This window comes from Paracoccus aminophilus JCM 7686 (genome assembly GCF_000444995.1).
Classification (GTDB): domain Bacteria; phylum Pseudomonadota; class Alphaproteobacteria; order Rhodobacterales; family Rhodobacteraceae; genus Paracoccus; species Paracoccus aminophilus.
In genome coordinates, this window is sequence record NC_022041.1 from 960,330 (window position 1) to 980,037 (window position 19,708).

At 65.7% G+C, this 19,708-nt stretch carries 3 protein-coding genes; all 3 read left to right on the forward strand.

From position 1 onward, the window contains the following. Nucleotides 1-39 precede the first annotated feature (39 nt). The 3 genes from JCM7686_RS04850 to JCM7686_RS23325 are packed head-to-tail and all read left to right on the forward strand — an operon-like array spanning nt 40 to nt 19,688. Entirely contained in the window at nt 40-6,516 is a 6,477-nt protein-coding gene (locus JCM7686_RS04850; RefSeq protein WP_051201515.1) for a type I polyketide synthase, read from the forward strand. Then, nucleotides 6,513-15,998, forward strand: coding sequence for a type I polyketide synthase (locus tag JCM7686_RS04865; RefSeq protein ID WP_020949748.1), 9,486 nt, complete (start codon nt 6,513-6,515; stop codon nt 15,996-15,998). Before JCM7686_RS04850 ends, JCM7686_RS04865 begins: the two co-directional genes overlap by 4 nt. A gap of 3 nt (nt 15,999-16,001) precedes the next feature. After that, entirely contained in the window at nt 16,002-19,688 is a 3,687-nt protein-coding gene (locus tag JCM7686_RS23325) for a beta-ketoacyl synthase N-terminal-like domain-containing protein (protein ID WP_020949749.1), read from the forward strand. Nucleotides 19,689-19,708: the final 20 nt, after the last annotated feature.

Consider the following 19,708-nt stretch of genomic DNA (forward strand, 5'->3'; position numbering starts at 1 on the left):
CGCTCGAACGGTCATTGCCGATAGCGAGAAAGTTGAACAATGCTGAATGATAATGTCGCGATTGTGGGCATGGGATGCCGGTATCCGGGTGCGCAATCGGTTACGGAATTCTGGGCGCTTCTGCGAGCGGGACGCTGCATGGTCAGCGAGGTGCCCGAGGACAGATGGGACAGGTCCGCGATCTTCGACCCCGAGCGGCAGATCCCGAAAAGCGGCGCGTTTCTTGACGATATCAAGCAGTTCGATGGCGGGTTCTTCGGGATGTCGCCACGCGAAATTGCCCAGATGGACCCGCAGCAGCGGCTGGCGCTAACGGTGTCCTGGGAGGCGCTCGAGGATGCCGGGTTAAGCCAAACTACGTTGAACGATGCCCGCGTCGGCGTCTATTTCGGCGTGATCTGGCATGATTACGAACTCGCTCATCGCACGGCCAGTCAGCTCCACACCCCCCATAGCGCCGTCGGTCAATCGAATGATGTGATCGCGACCCGGATCTCTTATGCCTTCGGGTTTCAGGGGCCGAGCCTGATCGTCAACACCGGCTGTTCCTCATCCCTGGTCGCTTTGCATCTGGCGCAGCAGGCCCTGCTGGCGGGCGAAATCGACATTGCGGTCGTCGGCGGCGTGAACGCGATGATCGCGCCCGAGGTCATGGTTGCGCTGACCCGGTTTGGCGGGCTGTCGATGGATGGCACCAGCAAGGCCTTCGCGGCAAGTGCCGATGGTTTCGGGCGCGGCGAGGGCGCGGGGGTGATCGTTCTCGAGCGGCTCAGCGCCGCCAGGGCTGCCGGTCGTCGTGTCTATACCTTGATCCGGGAAACGGCGGTGAACAATGATGGCGGCGGCAATCAGTTGACCGCACCTTTGCCGCAGGGCCAGATCAATCTGCTGGCCGAGATCTACGGACGCGGCTCGGTCGCGCCGGGTGAGGTGGATTATGTCGAGGCCCATGGCACCGGCACAGCCGCAGGCGATCCCGTGGAGGCCGAGGCGCTGGGCGCCATTCTCGGGGCGGGACGGACTGTGCCGCTGCGCATTGGCTCGGTCAAGACGAATATCGGCCATCAAGAGGGAGGCGCGGGCGTCGCAGGTGTCATCAAGGCGGCGCTTTGCACCTATCACGGGCGTTTCGTGCCCAGCCTGCATTTCACCGATCCCAATCCGAAGATCGACTTCGATGGTTGGGCGCTTCAGGTTCAGACAAGCGATGAAAGTTGGACAAAGCCGCGCGCCGCGCGCTTTTGCGGTGTCAGCTCGTTTGGCTGGGGGGGCACGAATGCCCATGTCGTGCTGCAAGGTGCGCCCGAAGAGATCACGTCGCCGCCTGCCGCAGCGGCGGCCGCAAGCCAGCAGACAATGGCGGGGCCTCCCCTCTTGTTGGGGCTGTCCGCGCATACTGCCGAGGCTTTGGCTCAGCGGCGGCGTCACGCGGCTGATCTGATCGCGCAATCCGCCGATCCGCGCGATGTCGCCTTCACCTATACCCAGCGCCGCCAACGCCTGAACCGGCGCTTTTGCGCCATCGGCGCGACGGCCGCAGAGCTGGCGGAGATGTTGCGCAGCGCCGATCTCGGAGACGAGGCCTCTTCGGAGGCTCTGATCGCTGCGGCCGAGGAGGAGGGCACAGGCGAGCACGGGCCCGGGGCGCGGAGCGCCGGGGACGAGGCCCGTTCGGTTTGGGTTTTTCCCGGGCATGGGTCGCAATGGCTGAGGATGGGCAAGCCGCTTTATGATCGCGAAGCGGTGTTTCGCGACAGCATCGACGCTTGTGCTGCGGCTCTGCGAGAATTCGTGGACTGGGACCTGATCGCCTTCCTGACCGAAGAGACCTCTTCTGATTGGCTGGCGCGTGTCGATGTCGTTCAGCCAGCGCTCTGGGCGATGCAGGTTTCCCTGTCAAAGCTTTGGGAAAGCTACGGCGTGACGCCAGCCGTCGTCGTTGGCCACAGCATGGGCGAGGTTGCCGCGGCAAGCGTGGCCGGGGCCTTGTCGCTGCGCGACGGCGCGCGAATCATCGCGCTGCGCAGCCTGATCGCGAAGCAGCAAAGCGGGAAGGGCGGCATGCTGGTTGTCGATCTGTCCTATGAGGATGCGCTTGATTTGATCGAGCCGTATCAGGACCAGATCTCGGTCGGTGTCAGCAGCAGCCCACAATCGACCGTTCTGTCGGGCGATCTTGAGGCGCTGCGCGAAATCGAGGCGCTGCTGGAGGTCGAAGAGACCTTTTGCAAATGGGTTCGCGTGGATTACGCCTCGCATAGCCCGCAAATGGACCCGCTGAAAGCCGAGCTGCGCGCGGCTCTGCGCGAGGTCGCGCCGCAGCCCACGCGGTTTGCGATGCTCTCGACCGTGACGCTGGATCAGGTCGCGGGGCCCGATCTCACCGCCGATTATTGGGTCGACAACCTGCGCGAGCCGGTGCGCTTTGCCCAAGCGATCCGGCAGCTTGTCGAAGCCGGCCATCTGACCTTCATCGAGATGAGCCCGCATCCGATCCTTCTGCCCGCGCTGGCCCAGAACTTTGCCGCGTTGGACGTGAAGGCTACGGCCATCGAAACGCTGTCGCGTGATCAGGGGACGCTCACGCAATTCTGGCGCGCGCTCTGCCGGGCCTATTGCGCCGGGGTGCCGTTTGACGATGGCGCGGTCCTGTTCGCGGGGGCGCGCCAGATCGAGGTCACGCGATACCCTTGGCAATTTGAGGACCATTGGTTCCCGACCAAAGGCGGGGCGGCGAATATCCCGGCCTTGGGCAGGCATCCGGTCATCGGCGTGCCGGTTGAGGCAGGGCGTGCTGGTCTGTCCCGCCTGATTTGGGAAAGCACTTTGGGCCTGTCGCGGTTTCCGTTCCTTGCCGATCACCGCGTGGCAGGCGCGATAGTCTGTCCCGGTGCCTTCTATATTGAAGCTCTGCGCGCGGCGGTCGAGCAACTCGGCGGTGAAGCGGTCATCGCGCTTGAGACGATCCAATTCGCACAGCTTTTGGTTCTTGATGAGGATCAGGACTATACGGTCCAGGTCACCTTTACCGGAACCGCAGCGGAGGGCGGGTTGCTCGAATTCCGCTCGCGCCCGGTCGAGGCCGAGCCGACGGCGGACTGGACCGTGCATTGTCGCGCGCATTTTGTGCCCGGTCAGGCGCCAGTTGCAGAGCATCGGGCCGCAGCGCATCGGACCGCGGCGGTTTTGCCGGAAAACCCCGAGGCGGCCGCGCGTTTTTATGCCGATGTCGCGGCCACAGGGCTGGATTATGGCGAGGCCTTCAGGGCGATCACCGCGATCGAGCCCGTCCATGGAGGGGTTGCGGCGCGGGTGGAGGCCGGCGCGGCGCTTGGTGCCGGGCTGGGCCTTTACGGTGCCCATCCGGTCCTGCTCGATGGTGTCCTTCAAACCTGCCTCGCCCATCCCGCGCTGCTTGCGCTCGGGCTACGGCAACCCGTGCCGATTGCCATTGAACGCTGCCGTCTGGCCGGGGATTGGGCTGGCACCCTTAGCATCGAGGTAGAGGGGGTGACCCCTTTGTCATCGCAGGGCTGCCGGATCGATGCGGTCCGCGTCTTCGGGCCGGACGGCAGCCCGATCGGAGAGATATCCGGTCTCGAGCTGAAAGAGGCCTTTCTTTCCCAAGACACAGGCGGCAGTGGGCTGATCGACGCCGAATGGGGTCGGGAATGGACCGAGCTGGTCCCTGCGACCGGACCAATGGCACCCACCCCGAAGTCAGGCCGCTGGTTGGTGCTCGCGCAAGACGCCGACCTGCTTGAGCGGATCAAGGCGGCCGCCCCCGAGGGGGTCGCGCTTCACCTCGTGACGCTGCCCGAGACCGCCGAACTCGCCGAGCTGCTGCGGCGCGAGGACTGGGCGCAGGTCATTTTTTGCCCGGATGCCTCGGATGATCGGGCCGATCATGCGCAGGGGGTGAGCTGGCAAGCGATCACCGTGATGCGGGCCGCGCTTGCCGCGCCCTCTGAGCCGCGGCTTTGGTTTCTGACCTCGCGCAGCCTGACCGCGCCGGATTATGCCTGCGCAAACCCTTGGCTGGCGGGGTTGCGCGGATTGACGCGGACCGCTGCTTATGAAGCGCCCGGGCTGCGGGTGAGCTTGCTCGATCTCGCCGGCCTCGACCCTGCCGCTCTTCGCAGGGGGATGGCGTTGATCCAGGCGGACCAGCCGGGCGAGGAATTCGCCATCGGGCCCGAAAAGGATTGGGTGAATGCGCTCGCGCCCGAAAGCCTCGCCGAGATCGACGCTCCGGCAAGCTATCTCGGCTTGCAAAACGGCGGCCCTTATCGGCTGAGCCTTGCGCAGCCGGGATCGACAAGCGGGCTGCATCTGAGCGCCGCGCATGAGCGTCCGCTCGCTGAGGACAAGATCCGCGTTCGGGTGAGCCATGCCGCGCTGAACTTCATCGATCTGATGAAGGTCATGGGGATCTATCCCGGACTTGAACCCGGTGCGCTGGCGCTTGGGGGTGAATGTGCTGGTGAGGTCGTGGCGGTTGGCGGGGCGCTGACGCAGACGGGAAACACAGCCGGGGGAAACACAGCCGGGGGGATCGCGGTCGGGGGGATCGCGGTCGGGCAGCCGGTGATGGTTGCGACCTCGGGGGCGTTCTCTCGCGAGGTCGATGCCAGCGCCTTCGAGCTTGTGGCGCTGCCCAAAGACCTGTCGCTTGAAGCCGCATCGGCCCAACCTCTGGTCTATATGACTGCCTGGTATGGGTTGCACCATCTGGCACGGCTGCGCCCGGGCGAGCGTGTGCTGATCCATTCGGGCACCGGCGGGCTGGGTCTCGCGGCGATCGCGGTCGCGCGGTCGCTCGGGGCAGAGGTGCTGGCGACGGCGGGCAGCGAGGCCCGGCGCCAGCATCTGCGCGAGATGGGCATCAGCTGCGTGGCCGATTCCCGCAGCCTCGACTTCGTCGCGGCGGTCCGGGCACATACCAAAGGCGAAGGCGTGGATGTGGTGCTCAATTCGCTGACCGGACAAGCCCTTTCCGCCGGTATGGAGCTTCTGCGCTTTGGGGGACGGTTCGTCGAGGTTGGGAAAAAGGACATCTATCGCGACGCGCCGCTCAATCTCGGCGCGTTCCGGAAAAGCCTCTCGTTCTTTGCGGTCGATCTCGCCTCGTTGCAAAAAGAGCAGCCAGCGCTTTTCTTGTCGCTGCTGCGCGAGGTCGCTGCGCTGCTCCAAGACGGTCAGGTCCCCGCTTTGCCGGTCACCACCTTTCCGGTCGATCGCGCCGCGGAGGCCTTCGATTATCTGTCGAAGTCGCAGCATATCGGCAAAGTCGTTCTCGAGATGACCGGTGCGACAGGTCTGAGAACTCAGGCGCTGGACGGCGGTCAATTGCGTCGGAATGGGATCTATCTGATTACCGGCGGGCTCGGAGCTTTGGGCCTTGCGACCGCCCGGCTTTTTGCCGAACGCGGCGCGGGACATCTCATCTTGTGCGGTCGCTCGGCACCCGGTCCGGCAGCGCGTGACGAGATTGCGGCACTTGAAGACATGGGGTGCACCGTCTCGATCCTGCCGGTCGATGTCGCACAGAGCGCGCAGTTGCGCGCCGCCCTGCTTGCGCTTGGCGAGCGCGTGAACGAATCCGAGATCCTTGGCAAGATCAATGGCGTTGTCCATGCGGCGGGGGTTTTGGACGATGCCACGCTCGAACAGGTGAGCGAGGCCCAGCTCGCCCGGGTCTTCCGGCCGAAGGTCATGGGGGCTTGGGCGCTCGACAGCGTTCTGGCGGATGCGCCGCTCGATTTCTTCCTGTTCTACTCCTCGGCCGCCGCGCTGTTCGGCTCTCCCGGTCAAAGCGCCTATGCCGCGGCGAATGCGGTTCTGGATGCTTTGGCCGAGTGCCGCCGCGCGCAGGGCAAACCCGCGACCTCGATCAATTGGGGGCCTTTCGCCGATATCGGTCTGGCGGCGCAGGATGCGCGGCGCGGCAAGCGACTGGATGCGCAAGGCATGCGCGAGCTCAGCGTGACGCAGGGCATGGATGCCCTGATCGACATTTTGCACGCGCAGCCAGTCACCATCGGCATCGTCCCCTTCGAGCCGGGGCGGTGGTGCGAGGCCCATCCTTCGGTCGCGGGGCTCCAAAGCTTCGCCGCACTTTTGCGCAGCGAAACCGGCGGCACGGCACGGCGCCAGGAGCTGCTGCGGCAGGTCGTCGACGCGCCTGTCGAGGACAGGGCGCGGCTCTTGGCGGACGGCCTTCGCAGCTTGCTGGCCCGCGTGCTCGGGCAAGGCGAGGACCGTATTTCGGATGAGACGCCTTTCCGCGCGCTCGGATTGGATTCCCTGATGAGCCTCGAATTGCGCAATCGCCTGGAAAAAAGCCTCGGGCTGAAGCTCGCGCCGACCCTGCTCTTTCGCCATTCGACCGTCGCGGCACTCAGCGACTTCCTCCTTGGCAGCCTCGCCACCGCCGGAGCCTGGCACGAGGCCGGGACGGCAGGCGAGCCGCCGCTTTCCCCCGTGAGATCAGAGAGACGCGGAGACGCCCAATGAGTTTATCCGATGACACCGCCGCGCCTGCTGCACCGGCCGAAGAACGTGGAGCCGCACAGCTTCGCCGCGCGATGGGGGCGCTGCGCAAGTTGCAGACCGAGCTTAGCCAGTTGAAGCAAGCCCAGAACGAACCGATTGCCATCGTCGGATTTGCCGCGCGCATGCCCCAGGTCGGCGCCAGTACCGACGCGTTCTGGGAGCAATTGCTCGCCGGTGCCGATCTGACCGCGCCGCCATCGGCACGCCGCAAGGCGCCCTGTGCGACGGGCTTGCCGCAGAAGGCCGGCTTTCTGCCCGAGATCGATTGCTTCGATGCCTCGCGGTTTGAAATATCGCCCAAAGAAGCGGGCCGGCTTGATCCCCAGCACCGGATCTTGCTGGAACTGGCGGACGCGGCTTTGGACGCTGCCGGGCTTGGGTCTCGCGCGGGGCACGCCGCTGGCCCGCGCAAGATCGGCGTCTATGTCGGCATGTCCTCGGGCGATTATCGCGAGCTGCTCGACCCGCAATCCGCCCAGCTCGACGCTTTTTGTGCGACTGGAACGACGCCCTGCTTCTCCGCAGGCCGGATTTCCTATGCCTTGAACCTGACCGGCCCGGCCATGGTGGTCGATACCGCCTGTTCCTCGGCGCTGGTCGCGCTCCATCTGGCTTGTGCGGCGCTGCGGCGTGGCGAATGCGACGCCGCACTTGGCGGCGGGGTCAATATCATCACCTCGGCCTTCGCGCAGGCGCTGCTGGAAGAAACCCGCTCGCTGTCGCCCAGTGGCATCTGCCGCCCCTTTGACGCGCGCGCGGATGGTTTCGTCCGCGGCGAGGGCGGGGCGCTTTTCGTGCTCAAACGCCTGTCCGATGCGCTCGCTTCCGGCGACGAGATCCGCGCCGTGATCCGGGGCAGTGCGATCAATCAGGATGGGAAATCCAATGGCTTGACCGCGCCAAACCCCGAGGCTCAAACCGCCGTCATCCGCGAGGCCCTACGCAATGCCGATCTTTCCGCCGAGGCGATTTCCTATGTCGAGGCGCATGGCACCGGCACCGCTTTGGGGGATCCGATCGAGATGGAGGCCTTGACCGAGGTCTTCGCGCGTGCGGGTGAACCCTGCCGCGTCAGCTCGGTGAAAAGCAACATCGGTCATCTGGAAGCCGCCGCTGGTGCCGCCAGTGTCCTCAAGCTCGCGTTGTGCATGGCGCGGCATCAGCTGCCCGCGCAATCAGGGTTCGCCACGCTCAACCCCCATATCGCCCAGAGCGAGGGCGCGCCCGAAATTCTGGCCGAGGCGCGGGACTGGGGCAAGGCGGGCGAGACCGTCTATGCCGGGGTCAGCTCTTTCGGCATGAGCGGGACGAATGCGCATGTGATCCTATCCTCAGCCGATGATTATGCGCCAGCACGCGCGCCGACCACCTCCGAGCTGGGTGAGGCGTTGATCGTGCCGCTTTCTGCCGCCGATCCAGAGCGGCTTCTTCGCCGCGCCGCCGAGCTGGGCGCGCGTATGCAAAGCGCGCCTGACCCGGTCGGGGCCGCCGCAGCCTGCTGCCTTGCCGCGGGCGGGCAGCTTGAGCGCATGGCGGTTGTGGCCCGCGATCCCCGAGAGCTCAGCCAGCGCCTTCTTGACCCGCCCCTCTCCAATCCGAACGTGCTGCGGGGGCGGCGAGATCCGAACACGCGGGGGAAAGTCGCCTTTCTCTTCAGCGGGCAGGGCTCGCAATATGCACATATGGGCGCGGCGCTCTATCGCTCGAGCGCGAGCTACCGGCAGGCTTTCGACGCCTGCGATGCGCTATTTTCGCCCTTGCTGGGCGAGTCCCTGCGCGCGCGCGTCTTTTCGGATGACGGCGGGCTGGAACGCACCGAATGGACCCAGCCCGCGCTCTTTGCCGTTGAATATGCGCTCGCCGCGTTTTGGCGCGCTCTGGGTGTCGAGCCCGATTTCGTCGCGGGCCATAGCATCGGGGAATATGTCGCGGCGACGGTCTCGGGCATTTTGAGTCTTGAGGATGCGATCGCGATGGTTGCCGCGCGTGCGCAGGCCATGGGGGCCTTGCCCAAGGGCGGCGCGATGCTTGCCGCCTGGTGCGACGGCCAGACCACGGCGCAGATCGCGACCGAGATTTGCGCCGAAAGCGGCGGCCCGCTTGCCCTTGCAGCGACCAATTCCGACAATCAGGCTGTGCTCTCGGGAGCCGAGCAAGCGATTGCCGAAGCCGAGCGGCGTCTGAATGCGCGCGGCGTCCGGACGCAACGCCTCGTCGTGTCTCATGCTTTCCATTCGCCGCTGGTCGCGCCCGCCGTCGCGGGGTTCCGCGCGGGCTGCGAAACGATTGAATTCGCGCCGCCGAAGATCCCGATCGTGTGCAATCTGACCGGAAAGCGCGCCGCAGCGCAGGAACTTGCAAGCCTTGATTATTGGTCGCAACAGATCGTCTCGACGGTTCGTTTCGCCGAGACCGTGCAGACCCTGCGCGACAACGGCGTCACGACCTGGCTAGAGGTCGGTCCGCATCCGGTCCTGACGCCGATGCTGGGCGCACGCAGCAATGAGAATGCCGCAGCTTCACTGCTGCGGGGACGCGATGATTGCCTGACCATGTCGAAGGCGGTTGCGGGGCTTTGGGTCGCGGGCGTGCCGATCGCTTGGGACAAGCTTTTCCATGGCAGCGCGCCACACTGGCGGGTTTCGCCCGAACCGGTCGCGCGGCTGTCGCATTGGTTGCCCTCGGGGCTGTCGCGGACCGAGACTCTCAGCTCTGCCGATGCGGCGGCGGGCGCTTCGGTCGCGCCGCCGCAGCCTAACGCGACCGAAGCGGCGCTAGAAGCGCCGGTCGAAGCGTCAATCGAGATCGGCTGGCATTCCTTTGAACTGCCCGCGCAGATTGCCGCGATGCCGGCGATTTTGCTGCCACTGGCACCGGAGGCGGGGGAGGATTTCATCCAGATCGCCGCCACCCATACCGAGAGCACCGTTCTGGACCCAGGGTGGACGCAGGGCGCGACTGTCGCGGAAATGCGCGATGCCCTGCTGGGCGAATGGGACCGGCAGATCGCGAAAGACAGCACGGCGGTCGCGAATGTCTTCGTGCTGCCGCCGCAGCGGATCGACACCAGCGCCGAGCTTGGCCGAGAGCTGGCGGTCTGCACGGCGGTCTTTCAAGCCCTCAGCAAACGGCGCGACCGGCAGCCGCTTCGCCTGTGGCTGGTGACCCGAGGGGGCCAGCTTGCGAATGGCATGGAGGCTCAGGCCGTCTCGGCCGCCGCGGTGCATCATGGCAGTCTCGGCGGCTTCGCCCAGGTGGCGGCGCTGGAATATCCCGATCTGGTCCAGGGGGTGCTCGACTTGCCGCTTGTCGAAGAGGCAAGTCCGGCCGATCTGGCGCGCGGGCTGCAGGCGGTCGAGGACAACCAGCACGATTGGCTCGCCCTGCGCGAGGGGCGCGTCTATGGGCGGATTGCCACATCCGCCGCGCCGCGGCCCCCTGCGGGCCCAGTTGAGTTTGCCGCGCAGGACTGGGTCATTGTCACCGGCGGGCTGGGCTCGATCGGCCTTGCCACGCTTGAATGGCTGGCCGCGCGCGGGGCACGCCAGCTTCTGGTGATTTCGCGGTCTGCCGTCGATTGCGCAGACCCGGACCGGCGCGACAAGCGCCAGCGGTGCCTCGCGCGGCTTGCGGCCGCCGGTGTGCGCTGCGAGATTTTCGTCGGCGATGCGGCGGACCCCGCGCTTTTGGGCAGCGCGGTCGATTTTGCCGCCGATCACGGCGGGCTCGGCGGCGTTTTCTGCCTCTCGGGGACCACATCGCGGCAAAACCTTGACGATATGAGCGCAACCATCGACCCGCTGCCGCTGGTCTCGAAGCTTGAAAGCGCGTCGATCCTCAGCGCGCTTTGCCCAGAGGTTCGGCATTTCGTGGTGTTCTCTTCGGTTTCCGCGCTTTGGGGAACGCCGGGGGAGGCGGTCTATGCCGCAGCAAATGCCGGGCTTGATCGCCTGATCGCGGCGCGTCGGCAATGCGGGCAATCGGGATGCGCTTTGCATTGGGGCGCTTGGGCGGCATCGGCCATGGTGGGGGACGCGGATCAGGAATGGCTCGCACGGCTGGGCATGACGGCGCTTTCTGCTCAGGACGGATTGGCCTTTTTGTCCGAAGAGCTTGATGCCGCGCCTGCCGCCGGGCCATCCACCTCCGGTCATCGCGTCTTGGCGCGGATGGATTGGCGCCGCTTTGTGGCGACCTATCAGGCGCGGCGGCGCTACTCCCTTTTTCGCGATCTGGGTGCGATGCTTGATCTGTCGCCCGCACAGGGCAATCAGCGACAAGGACCGCAATCCGCGCGCGCCATTGCCGAGCTGGTGGAGCGGACGGTCTCGACGATCCTCGGCTATGACGAGGGCCAGAGCCTCCCGACCAATCGCGGGTTTACCGAGCTTGGCATGGAATCCATCTCGGCAGTCGATTTGGCGCGCGCGCTCAGTGCCCAGCTCTCGGTCGCGATCACCCCGGCGACCGTGTTCGACCATCCGACGGTCGAGCGCCTCTCAGAGCATCTGGCGAAAGAGATGCTCAAGGACGAGGGGCCCGCGCAGCCGATGGCGGCGAAGGCACCCCATTCGCCCGAGCCGCAAACTGCCCGTCAAACCATCGACCAAGACGTCAGCCAAAGCACAGGTCGCCCTGTCGCGCCTACCGGGGAGGCCTTTGCCATTGTCGGGGTTGGGTGTCGTCTGCCGGGCGGAGTTCGTGATCTCGACGGGCTGTGGCGGTTGCTCTCGTCCGGTAAAGACGGCCTGAGCGATATTCCTTGGGCACGTTGGCCGCATGCCGGAGCAGATCCGGCGCTTTATGTGCGTCGCGGCGGTTTTCTTGACGCGGTTTACAGCTTTGACGCCTCCTTCTTCGGCATCAGCCCCCGCGAGGCCGATTTCATGGACCCCCAGCAGCGGCTGCTTTTGCAATGCAGCTGGGAGGCCATGCAGGATGGCGCGCTCTTTCAATCCGACGGCGCGCCCAAGGACACCGGCGTTTTCGTCGGGATTTCGAATTCCGATTACGGGCTGATGATGGCGCGCAGCCAGATCGACCAGTATTTCGCCAGCGGCAGCGCGCTGAGCGCCGTGCCGGGCCGGATTGCGCATTATTATGGCTTCGAGGGCCCGACCTTGGCTGTCGATACGGCTTGCTCGTCCTCACTGGTCGCGTTGCATCTCGCTTGTCAGGCGCTCACGCGCCGCGAATGCGCGACCGCTTTGGTCGCGGGCGTCAATCTGATGCTGTCGCATGAGGTCACGCTGGCGACCTGTCGCAATCGGATGATGTCCGAGAAGGGGCGCTGTGCCACGTTCGACGCCGCAGCGGACGGCTATATCCGCTCGGAGGGCTGTGTCGTTCTGGCCGTGAAGCGGTTGGAGGATGCGCAGCTCAATGCCGACCGCATTCTTGGCGTGGTGCGCGGATCGGCGGTCAATCAGGATGGCGCAAGCAGCGCGCTCACCGTCCCCAATGGCGATGCACAGCGCCGCGTCATTGCGCGGGCGCTTGAGAATGCCGGGCTTTCGGGCGGTCAGGTTCACTATGTCGAAGCCCATGGGACCGGCACGCCGCTCGGGGACCCGATCGAGGCCGAAGCGGCATGGGATGCCTATCGCGGGAACAGCCGCGATCCGGCGCCTTTGTGGATCGGCTCGGTTAAAAGCAATCTCGGCCATCTCGAGGCTGCGGCGGGTCTCGCCGGGGTTCTGAAGGGATTGGGCATTCTGCGCCATGGCCAGATCCCCGCAAGCTTGCATTTCCAAGACCCTAATCCGCATATCCCCTGGGATCGGATCGGCTTGCGCGTTCCGCAACAGATCGTGCCGCTTCCGGCGCAAGAGGCGGGGTTGGTCGCGGTGAGTGGCTTTGGCTTCACCGGCACCAATGCGCATGTGCTGCTTGGGCGCGCGCCAGAGCCCGACGCCGCGACCTTGGCAGAGCCAGAGAGCCGGGCGGACCATGCGGCTTTGGCGCAGCACGGACTGCTCTCGGCCCGCAGCCCTGCGGCGCTGACCGCGCTGATCGAGACCTATTTGGAGCGGTTCGCCCAGACCGATCGGCGCGACGCCCGCGCGCGTCTGCGTGAGGCGCTGAACGGTCGCAGCCAGCAGCATGAATTCCGTGCGGTTCTGGCCTTTGACGAGGCGTTGCGGCCGAAAGCGCAGGCGCGGGCCGAGACTGCGGCACGTTTCCAGACACGGCTTCGCCTCGATCTGCGGGGCCGGCCGGTTCTGGGAGCCGGCGCGGCTGATCTGCTGCGGGCGCTTCCCGAGATCGCGGCTCTGACCGGCCCGATGGATGGCGATCCCGCCGAGGCTGCGCTTCTGGCAACGCTTGCCTGGATGCGGCTCTTGGGGCTGGAGGTCGAGGTCGTGGGCGCGGCTTGGTTGGGGAGCGCGTCTCCGCGCGCGGCGATGGTCGCGCCGTTGAACGGGCCAGCGCCGGTGGCCACAGGCACCAGTCAAAAGGCCGATGACCGGCTGAATTGGGTGGTGACGGATGATCGGATCATCGCGCCCGATGGCACCGAGATCATGCCATCGGCGCGATTGGCCGATACGTGGGATGCGCTGCTCGCCGCGCTTTTCCTCAACGGCATGCGGCTTAAGATGGCCGCGCTGACCGGCGGGCGCATGGTCCGACATGCCCCGCTTGCGGCCTATCCTTGGCAGTTGAAGGATTATCGCCTGCCGCGCGCCGCCGGTCAGCCGGTCTTCACCATGGAGGCGGCGCAGGGCGCACAAAGCCTCGCGATCGGCGCGCATCGTGCCGATCACCCGGCCTATCTCACCGATCACCGTCTGTTCAAAACCGTGGTCGTGCCCGCCGCCTCGCATCTCGCACAGCTTCTGGTCCTGCTGCGGCGCGAAGAGGCGGCTGCAACGGTGATCGCAACCGACCTGGCCTTTCCGCGGGCCTTGGTGCTCGACGACGCCGAGGATGTCGCGGTGCAGATCGCCATCGAGGGACAGCCCGATGCGCCAAGGACGCTGAAGGTCCGCTCGGCGAAGGAGGCGGGCACCGATGCATGGACCCCGCATCTGGTCGGTCGGATCGCAACGGCTGCGGAGGGTGGCGACGCGCTTGCGCGATGGGCTGACGTGCCTGCGATCCCGGCGCAGAGCCACGAAATCTCGGGCAAGGATTTCTATGCCTATTTCGCGGCCGTGGGATATACGCTCGGGCCCAGCTTTCGCTGGATCGACCGGATCTGGCGACGCGAGCACGAAGCCTTTTGCCGGATGAAGCAGCCGGTTCTGCCCGATCGGGTCGAGGATTACAGCCTCTATCCCGGATTGATCGATTCCTGTTTTCAGCTGCTCGCCTGCTGGATGGTGACCGAGGGCAGCGCCGAGGATGACGCGCTCGCCATCCCTTTCCACTGCGACCGCCTGACCCTTTCCACGAAGCCGCCGCAGGGAGAGCTGACCTGTCATATGCGGCGGCGCCGCTCGGGGGATTTCGATTCCCAAAGTGAGGTCGTCGATATCGATCTTTATGACGAGACTGGCGCGCGCTATCTGGAAGCGCGCGGGTTCCGGACGCGCCGGGCGGCGCGCGAGGTTTTGCAACGCAGCCTCCATCGGGGCGGCGGTATCAGCTATGTCGAGGATTGGCAGGTCGCGCCGCTCGGCGAAAGCCCGGTCGAAGATCGGGGCGGGCGTTATCTGCTTCTGTCGGACGGCGGGGCGCAAGCCCAAAGCCTGACCGAGCGGCTGACTGCCGCCGGACATGAGGTTGCGGTTCTGACGCTTGCGCCAGAGGACCTCGCAGATCTCTCGCAGATCCGCGAGAAGCTGCGCGCGGCGCTTGGCGGGCGCGGTGTCGATCACGTGGTCTCGCTGTGGGGGCGGGCCGCATCCCCTGCGGAAACCACGCCCCATGACACCGGGCCCCATGACACCACGCCCCATGACACAAGGTTAACCTTCGCCACCACGCTCGTCACGGCGGTCAGCACGGCGCTTCAGGGCGTTCTGGCCCATGGCGGGGACTCGCCCGGCTCGATCAATCTGGTCACCGAAGATGCCGTTTCCGTGACGGGCGAGGGCATCGTCTTGCCCGAAAGGGCGACGCTTGTCGGTCTGGCCAGCGCGCTGCGGCGCGAGTTGCCCGGGACCGAGGTCCGGCTGATCGACCTTGAGGATGCTGCCGCCGATGATTGGAGCGCGACGCTCGTCGCAGAGCTTGCGCGCGCAGACGAGCCGCGTCTGTGCTACCGCGCGGGTCAGCGCTGGGTGGCGCGGCTTCGGCCCGCCGATCCCTCTGCCGCCGAAGCGCCACATCTTCCCGAAGATCGCAGTTTCGTCATAACCGGCGGCACCGGCCTGCTCGGGCTCAAGATCGCCGAGCGCTGGATCGGGCATGGCGCAAAGCGCGTGGCGTTGATCTCACGCGGGCAACCCTCCGAGGCGGTGCGCGCGCGCATGGCTGATCTTGCGGCCGATCTTGCGGCCGAGGTCGCATTCTATCAGGCCGATGTCGGCGATCTCGACCAGCTTCGCGCCGTCTTGCACCGCATTCGCGCGGATCTGGGGCCGATTGGGGGCGTCATTCATGCGGCGGGGGTCTTGACCGACGCGGCCTTCGCTCAGCAGAGCCCAGAGCTTTTCGCGACCGCCATGTCGGCGAAAGCGGGGGGGCTGCGCTGGCTCGATCAGGAAACCCGGGGCGATTGCCTGTCGCATTTCATCGTCTTCAGCTCGGTTGCCTCGCGACTGGGCTCGGCGGGGCAAGCGAGCTATGCGGCGGCCAATGCCTTTGCCGATGCGCTGATCGAAGAGCGCCGTCTTCAGGGGCTTCCCGGGCTTGCGGTGAATTGGGGACCGTGGAGCGGGGGAGGCATGCTCGCCGAGGCCGGTGCCGCAGCGCAGCGCAGGCTCGATCTTCTGGGCGTGCACGAGCTTGACGAAACCGGCCTCGCGGCGCTTGACGAGGCTCTGACCAGCCCGGGCAGCCACCGCATCGTCATTGATGCGGATTGGGATCGCTACAAGGCCGCGCTTCGTCGTCCCGACCCGCTGTTCGATGCCTTGGGGACGGCGCGGCCGGTGGCGCCTGAACCCGCAGAAGCTGCGCCTAGGGCAGGTTTGCTGCGGCGGCTCTCCGAGGCTCGCACGGCGCAGCGCCCCGAGATCCTGAGCCAAGGGCTCACGGAAATCGTCGCGCGGATCATGAACATCGACGATCTGGGCAGCGTGAACTGGAGCTTGGGCTTCACCGATCTCGGTCTCGATTCGCTGATGGCCTTGGATCTGCAAAGCCGCCTCAAGGACGAGCTTGCGCTTGAGGTCTCGGCGACAGTGGCGCTCGACTACCCCGATATCGAGCGGTTGTCGGCCCATCTGCTGGACCAATTCGATTTCGGCCCGACCGAAGAGCTGTCCTCCGAGGATGCGCTGCTCGAGGCGGCTTTGAAACAGCTGAACCAGCTCAACGGCACAGGAGTGTAAGCCGTGAATGCGAAGATCACAGAAATGGACATCATCCGCCAGCAAATGGTGGCGATCGACGAGCTCAAAAAGCGGCTGAGCACGCAGGCGACGGAGGCCGAGCCTCTGGCTATCGTCGGCATGGCCTGCCGGTTTGGCGGCAAGGTGCAGTCTCTCGATGGCTATTGGGACTTTCTTGCGAGCAAAGGCAATGCGGTCTCGACCGTTCCCGCCGCGCGGGCGCAGGCGTTCGCGCCCGAAGATGTGGTCTATACCCAGAAGGCGAGCTTTCTGGACGATATCACATCTTTCGACGCGGCCTTCTTTGGCATCAGCGCGCGTGAAGCCGCGTCCATGGACCCGCAGCAACGCCTCTTGCTTGAGGTCAGCCATGAGGCGCTGGAAGATGCCGGCCATCCGATTGACCGCAAGCGCGGGGATCGCGTCGGGGTTTTCGTCGGCATCATGGCCTCGGATTACGGCGAGCTGGTCGCCGCCAGACGCCCCGCGCAATCGGTCGATCCCTATCATGCCAGCGGGCGCGGCTTTTGTTTCGCGGCCGGGCGGATCTCTTACACTTTCGGCTTTCGTGGACCGTCTCTGGCGATCGACACCGCCTGTTCCTCGTCGCTCGTCGCGCTTGAAACCGCGCGAAAGTCGATCCTGAGCGATGAATGCGATTTCGCGCTGGTTGCCGGGGTGAATGTCATCTTGTCCCCAGCGGTGAATGCGGCGCTGTGCAAGGCACAGGCGCTGTCGCCCGAGGGGGTCTCTAAGGCCTTTTCGGCGGATGCGGATGGGTATGGCCGGGGTGAGGGCTGCGGCGCGCTGGTGCTGAAGCGTCTGTCGGATGCGCGGCGCGACGGCAATCGCATCTATGCGCTCTATCTGGGGGGCGCGGTGAACCATGATGGCCCGAGCTCGGGGTTGACGGTGCCAAGCGGTCCCGCGCAAACCGAACTCTTGCGTCGGGCATGGCGGACTGCCGGGGTCGCGCCTGAACAGCTCGACTTCGTCGAAACCCATGGCACCGGGACCAAGCTTGGCGACCCGATCGAGATCAGGGCGCTCGCCGATGCATTGGGCGCGCGTGAGACCAGCCTGCCGATTGGCTCGGTCAAGGCCAATATCGGGCATACCGAAAGCGCCTCAGGGCTTGCCTCGGTCATCAAGGCTGCGCTGATGCTGTCGCGGCGGCGCTGGTTGCCGCAGCTTCTCACGGGCGAGAAAAACCCGCTGATCGACTGGGCGAAGACCCCGCTCGATCTGGCGGCCGACAGCGCGGCTTGGGCGACGCGTGACGCGCAAAGGGTGGTGGGCGTCAGCTCTTTCGGACTGAGCGGGACCAATGCCCATGTCGTGCTCGGCGAAGCCATACCGGGAGAGGCTGAGGCACCAGCTCCTGAAGCGGCGCTTCCCGCCCTTCTGCTGCTGTCGGCCAAGACCACGACCGCGCTGAAGAGGCTAATCGCGCAGTATCGCCAACTTGCCCCGGATTGGTCCACCGAAGATCTGGCCGCGATTTGTCGGACGACCCGGAAGGGCAGGGCGCATCATAAGATTCGTTGCGCCGTGGTGGCCGAGACCGGCCTCGGACTTCAGGCGGCCCTCGACGGGCGCGAACTGGGCGAGCCAGGCCACGAAAGCGCGATCATGCGCTGGCCGGTTGGCGATGACGGTTCTGAGCAGGCGCGCCAGAGCCGTGATCTGCTTGCACGGCTGGAGGGGACGCGACGCGCGGGGGCGCTGTTCACGAGCCTTGGTTTGCAGCCCGAACAGCTTTTCGCCCCGGGATATGAACAGGTGACTGCGCTCGCCGTGCAGATCGTCCTGCTCGAAACCCTGCAGGCGCTGAGAATGGATCTGTCCAAGGTTCAGGGCGAGGCTCTGGGCGGGCAGCTCGCGGCTTGGGCACGCGGTGAGATCACGCGCGAGGCGCTTTTCGCGCAGGCTTTGACCGATACGCCCCCTGGCGGGGCCGGTGACTGGTCTTTGATCTTCGAGGTGCCCGCGACCTCGCGACGCTCGGAGCCGGAGCCGCCCTCTGCCTCCTTGTGGACGGATCTTCTGGCGCTGCTCGGCCAGGTCTATGAAACCGGGGCGAGCCTCGATTGGGCCAAGCTCGATGGCGCGCCCGCCGATCCCAAAGCGCCGGGTGCCCTGCTGGGGCGGGCGCCGCATTACCTCTTTGACCGCCAGCGTCATTGGTTGGCGGAGGTCGATCAGCCGCAGTTTCCGACAAATGGAACGCCGGTATCGACGGTGCAATCTTCAACCGAAAAGGAAAAGCCAGTGCAGGAAACAGCCGGGCAATCCGTTGGCGTGGCCGACAGCTACACGCGTTTTGATGAGTCCTTGCTGCGTTATGGCAGCGGGCGGCGCGCGCCCTATCTTCATTGGGCACCTTTTGCCGAGACTCCCGATTTTTCTTGGCTCAAGGTCTTCTGTCCCGAGGCCTTCGACGGCGGCCTGTCTGAGGCGCAGGAAAGCCATTACCTGAACGCGATCTCGCAGATGCGGGCGCAGTCGCTGCGCGGGATCGACTTTTCGCAAGTCGAGCGCGTGTTGGACGTTGGTTGCGGCTATGGGACCGATGTCTTCGACCTTGCCGCCGCCCATGATCATCTGCGGCTCGATGCCTATAACATCACCCTCGCGCAGGTCGATGTCGTCGCCAAAGAGATTGCCGCGCGCAACCTCGGCCGCCGCGTCCGGGTCTTTCACCGCGACAGCGCGAAAGACCCCTTCCCGGATCAGTACCAGCTCGCCTTCGCTTATCAGGTCGTGCACCATGTCGAAGACAAGGCGGCGCTGCTGGCCAATGTCGCCGACCATCTCGATGATGGCGGGCTTTTTGTCCTGACCGATATCATGGCCGAGGTCGATGAGCGCCTGGAGCATCTGGATTCCGAGGCGCGGCTGCTGCCGATCGCCCATTGGGTGACGCTGTTTGCAGAAGCCGGGTTCCGCGTGTTGAGCGTGGTCGATGCAAGCGAGCCCATCGGGAATTTCCTGCACGATCCGGATTTCGACCGAAACATCCAGACGCTGCGCGAACATATCAGCGCCGAAGAAGCCGATTTCGCCGTCGGCCCGCATATGCTGGGGCGGATGCTGCGCAAACGTCTGGCGCGCTATTCCATGCTGACCTTGCAGCGTGATCGGTTGCTGACCAAAGCGGCCCTGCTTCAGATCAATGCCGCGCTGCTGGCGGCGCCGGTGCCTTATGCGCGGCTTAGCGCCGCCGATCTGGGCTTTCAGACCTCAGGCGAGGCGCGTCGCACCCAAGCTGCCTCTGGCGCAGGCGCGGGTGCAGAGATCAGCGCACGCAGGGCGGGTGATGCAAGCGGCGACGGGGCCGCGATCGCGGCGCAGGTCGAGGCTCTGATCCGCGAGGCGCTTGAAATGCCCGAAAGCGCGCGCCTGCCCAAAGAGGCCGAGTTGATGGAACTTGGCGTCGACTCGTTCACCGCTTTGCTGGTGGTGCAGGGCATCAAGCGCGAGCTTGGCCTGAACTATGAGATGAGCGAGCTGCTCGGGCCCGGCACGCTTGGCGATCATATCGACCGCGTGGTGGCACGCGCTCAGCAGGCAAGGGAGTCCTCGGTTCGGGCGGCCGATGCCTCTCAGGGTATCGACGAGCTGAGCGATGAGGAGGTCCTCAGGCTGCTTGCGGAAGAGCAGGCTTTGAATGCCGCGCTTGGCGCCTGACGGAACGCGCCCGGAACCGG

Excerpts from the sequence above, each read along its gene's own strand:
- JCM7686_RS04850 (WP_051201515.1), top strand. The coding sequence starts at position 40 with ATGCTGAATGATAATGTCGCGATTGTGGGCATGGGATGCCGGTATCCG.
- JCM7686_RS04865 (WP_020949748.1), top strand. The coding sequence starts at position 6,513 with ATGAGTTTATCCGATGACACCGCCGCGCCTGCTGCACCGGCCGAAGAA.